This is a genomic window from Micromonospora sp. NPDC005197, assembly GCF_040608295.1.
Taxonomy (GTDB): Bacteria; Actinomycetota; Actinomycetes; order Mycobacteriales; family Micromonosporaceae; genus Micromonospora.
The window spans coordinates 1-4,301 of sequence record NZ_JBEXHY010000230.1; the positions used below are offsets into that span (position 1 = coordinate 1).

Genomic DNA, 4,301 nt, shown 5'->3' on the forward strand with positions numbered 1-4,301 from the left:
GTGGACCTCGAGGTCCGCGCCGGGGAGGTGCTCGGCCTCGTCGGCCACAACGGCGCCGGCAAGAGCACGCTGATGCGCGTCCTCGCCGGGCTGGAGGCGTGCGACGAGGGCGTGGTCACCGTCCGCGGGCAGGAGGTGCCGCGCGACGTCGGGCCGGGGGCTGCGGAGTTCCGCGCCGTACGGATGGCCTACCAGGAGACGTCGCTCTGCCCCGACCTCACCGTCGCGGAGAACATCTGGATATCCTCCCGATCCTGCCTGCCCCGACTGCGGTGGCGGCGGGCGGCCAGCGTGGCGGTCCAGCGCCGGCTCGACGAGATGTTCCCGGGTCACGGGGTGGCGCCACGGGACCGGGTGGAGGACCTCACCCTGGCCCGACGACAGATGGTGGAGATCGCCCGGGCGAGCCTGGTCGACCGCCTCGACCTGCTGATCCTCGACGAGCCGACCGAGTCCCTCGGCCCGGACGCCGCCCGCTCCCTGTACGACCACGTCCGTACCCTCACCGCGCAGGGCTCGGCCGTGCTGCTCATCTCGCACCGCATCCGCGAGGTGCTGTCGGTGGCTGACCGGGTCGCAGTGATGCGCGACGGGGCGGTCGTGGCGGACAAGCCGGCGGCCGGGCTCAGCGAAGCCGACGTCCTCGTCCTGATGGGGGCCGAGGTGGCCGCCCCGGCCAACCCCGACCCGGTGCCGGCAGCCGTACCGGCCGGTGACCGGCCGGTCATGGCCGAGCTGCGCGGCGCCAGCGGCCAGGGCCTGCACGACGTCTCGGTCCGCATCGGCGCGGGCGAGGTCGTGGGCCTCGCCGGACTGGCCGGCCAGGGCCAGCAGGAGGTGCTCGAACGGCTGTGGCGCCCGGTCCGCAAGGACACCACGGTGCACGGCACCCGCGCGTACGTGCCGGGCGACCGGCAGCGCTCCGGCGTGTTCCCGCTGTGGTCCGTGGCGGAGAACCTGATCGTCACCGCGCAGCGCGGACTGGCCCGGTACGGCCTCCGCCGCCGGGCCGAGGAAGGCGCGACGGTGCGGAGCTGGGTCGACCGGCTGGCCATCCGCGGCGGCGCCGACGCGGGCATGACCGAGCTCAGCGGCGGCAACCAGCAGAAGGTGATCGTGGCCCGGGCGTTCGCCTCGACGGCCGACCTGGTCCTGCTCGACGACCCGTTCCGCGGGGTGGACGTGCACACCAAGACCGACCTCTACGCGCTCATCCGCGCGGAGGCTGCCAACGGCCGCAGCGTCGTCTGGTACTCGAGCGAGAACGCCGAGATGGCGCACTGCGACCGGGTCTACGTGCTGCGCGCCGGCCGGGTCGTCGCCGAACTGACCGGCGAGGAGATCTCGGAGGAACGGATCATCGCCGTCTCCTTCGCCGAGTCGACGGGAGCACCGCGATGACCAACCTCGTCGTGGCGGCCGTGCCGCCACGAGCCCGACTGCGCCGCCTCGCACCGGCCATGGTCAGCACGATCGCCATGTTCGCGATGGTCGTCGTCTGCGCGTCGCTGCAGTCGGACGTGCTGACCGTCACCGGCCTCACCCTGATCCTCTCGGCCACCGTTCCGCTGGTCATCGCGGCCCAGGCCCAGATGATCCTCATGTCGGTCGGCGACATCGACCTCGGCATCGGCAACTTCGTCGGCCTGGTCACCGTCCTCACCGCCACCAAACTGGTGTCCTCGCCGGGCATCGGCGTCCTGCTCCTGGTCGGCCTCGTCGCGGCGTACGCCCTGCTGGGCGCGCTGATCCACCTGCGCCAGGTGCCCTCGCTGATCGCCACCCTCGGCACCTCGTTCGTCTGGCTGGGGCTGGGCCTGTTCGTCCTGCCCACCCCCGGTGGCAGCACGCCGGAGTGGCTGGCCACGTTCGGATCGTGGGCACCGGCCGGATTCCCGGCGCCGCTGCTGCCGATCCTCGTGGTGTCCGCGCTGGTCTGGCTGATCGCCACCCGCGGCTCCGTCGGGGTCCGGGTCCGCGCCTTCGGCAGCAACCCGGTCGCGCTGCGCCGGGCCGGCCTGAGCCCGTTGGCCGCGCGGGTCGTTGCGTACGGGATGGCCGGCGCGCTCGGCGTGCTCGCCGGTCTCCTGCTGGCCTCACAGACCGGCGGCGGCGACGTCTCGTCCGCCTCCAGCTACACCCTGATCACGATCGCCGCGGTGATCCTCGGCGGTGGCTCCTTCCGGGGCGGCACCGCCGTGCCGTGGGGCGTCGCCATCGGCGGAGTGACGCTCGGCCTGGTCAGCGTCGTCCTCAGCCTCCTCGACGTGCCGTCCAACATGCAGTCGGCCGTCCAGGGCGCGATCGTGCTGGCCGTGCTCGCCGGCCGCGTCGTGGTCGGAAAGGTACTCCGATGACCCTCCGTACGCTCGCCCGCCCCTGGATCTGGGGCTTCGTCGCCGCCACGCTGGTCTGGGTCCTCATCCTGGCCATCTCCAACCAGGGCGGCGGGCAGACGGTGTCGCTCGCCCTGTCCCTGGCCCCCTACCTGGTCATCGTGGGCCTGGGCCAGATGCTCGTGATCACCGCCGGCCCGGGCAACATCGACGTCTCGGTGGCGCCGATCATCTCGCTCGCCGGGTTCGTCGCGGTCGCGGCGACCGCGTCGACCGGATCGGTGGCGGTCGGCATCCTGGCGGGAGTCGGGACCGGCCTGGCCGTCGCCGCGATCAGCGTGCTGGCCATCCTCGGCCTGTCCATTCCCCCGATCATCGCCACCCTGGCGGCCGGGCTGATCGCCTCGTCGCTGACCCTGTCGCTGGCCGACGGCTTCACCGCCATGCCCGACGACGGGCTGCGCCGGCTGCTCAACCTGCGCCCCGCGGGCGTACCGGTGCTCGCGGTCGCCGTGGCCGTACTCACCGCGCTTATCGTCGCCCTGCTCAGCCGTACGACGTACGGACGGTCGCTGCTCGCCGTCGGCCAGAGCCGGCCGGCCGCGGAACGGGCCGGCATCCCGGTCGCCCGGATCATCGGCGCCACGTACCTGGCCAGCGGCGCCCTCGCCGGACTGGCCGGCGCCCTGCTGGCGGCGTACATCGCACCCTCGCCCGACCTGGGCACCCGGTACCTGCTCGACTCGGTCGCCGTGGTCGTGATCGGCGGGACGCTCATCTCGGGCGGTCGCGCCGTACCGGTGGGCATCTGGGGCAGCGCGCTCTTCTTCATCCTGCTCGACGGCCTGGTGAACCTGGTCGGCTGGAGCACCGCCGCGCAGAACCTGCTCAAGGGCGGCCTGGTGCTCTTCGTCCTCTTCCTGGCCGGTGGCGGTACGCGCCGCGACGCCACCACCTCCCGACCCCGGCGACGGGCGCGTCCCGCGACCGTCGCCACCGCCGCAACGACTACAGGAGACAACACCCATGGCTGACACCGACGGTCTGCTCGATGCCCGGGACTTCGGCGGGAGCGAGCGCCCGGCCACCGGCTTCCATGTCAAGGGCGCTCACGCACAGGACTGGGGACTGCAGAACCGGCTCGCCCGGATCTTCCGCCCCGACAACGGCCGTACCGTGATGCTGGCCTTCGACCACGGCTACTTCCTCGGCCCGATGGCCGGCCTGGAGCGGATCGACACCAACATCGCCCCGCTCGTGCCGCAGGCCGACGCGATCATGATGACCCGGGGCGCGCTGCGCACCAGCATCCCGTCGCACAGCACCGCCGGCGTGGTGCTGCGCGCCAGCGGCGGCCCGAGCGTGCTGCGGGACCTCTCCGACGAGCACCTCGCGCTCGACATCGAGGACGCGGTCCGGCTCAACGCGGCGGCCCTGGCGATCCAGGTGTTCATCGGCGGCGAGCACGAGTCGCGGTCGGTGGCGAACCTGGCCAAGCTGGTCGACGCCGGGCAGCGGCACGGCATCGCCGTCCTTGGCGTGACCGCGGTCGGCAAGGAGATGGTCCGCGACGCCCGCTACTTCCGGCTCGCCACCCGGATCAGCGCGGAGATGGGTGCGCACATCGTCAAGACGTACTACGTCAACGAGGGCTTCGAGACGGTGACCGCCAGCTGCCCGGTGCCGATCATCGTCGCCGGCGGTAAGAAGCTTCCCGAGCTCGACGCGCTGACCATGGCGTACCGGTCGATGCAGGAAGGCGCCGCGGGCGTCGACATGGGCCGCAACATCTTCCAGAGCGAGCACCCGGCGGCGATGCTCGCCGCCGTCCGCGCCGTGGTGCACGACGACGCGAAGCCCGAGGAGGCCCACGAGCTCTTCCGCGAGCGGTCGGCCGGTTCCGCAGCATCCTGACCCACCCCCAGGGGTGGGGGGGGGGGGGGGGCGGCGCGTGTTGGGACAGGT

At 72.9% G+C, this 4,301-nt stretch carries 4 protein-coding genes; all 4 read left to right on the forward strand.

The genetic code is table 11. The annotated features are described in order from the left end of the window. The coding region (locus ABZU46_RS31185; protein WP_354863279.1) for a sugar ABC transporter ATP-binding protein at positions 1–1,401 on the forward strand (1,401 nt) is incomplete at its 5' end. Then, a complete protein-coding gene (locus tag ABZU46_RS31190; protein ID WP_354863280.1) occupies positions 1,398–2,357 on the forward strand; it encodes an ABC transporter permease in 960 nt (319 codons plus the stop codon). The genes ABZU46_RS31185 and ABZU46_RS31190, both read left to right, overlap by 4 nt. Next, entirely contained in the window at positions 2,354–3,370 is a 1,017-nt protein-coding gene (locus ABZU46_RS31195; RefSeq protein WP_354863281.1) for an ABC transporter permease, read from the forward strand. The genes ABZU46_RS31190 and ABZU46_RS31195 overlap by 4 nt, the downstream gene beginning before the upstream one ends. Further along, positions 3,363–4,250 carry a 3-hydroxy-5-phosphonooxypentane-2,4-dione thiolase gene (lsrF, locus tag ABZU46_RS31200; protein WP_354863282.1) on the forward strand — a complete coding sequence of 296 codons (888 nt, stop codon included), beginning with the start codon at positions 3,363–3,365 and terminating at the stop codon, positions 4,248–4,250. The genes ABZU46_RS31195 and lsrF overlap by 8 nt, the downstream gene beginning before the upstream one ends. Positions 4,251–4,301: the final 51 nt, after the last annotated feature.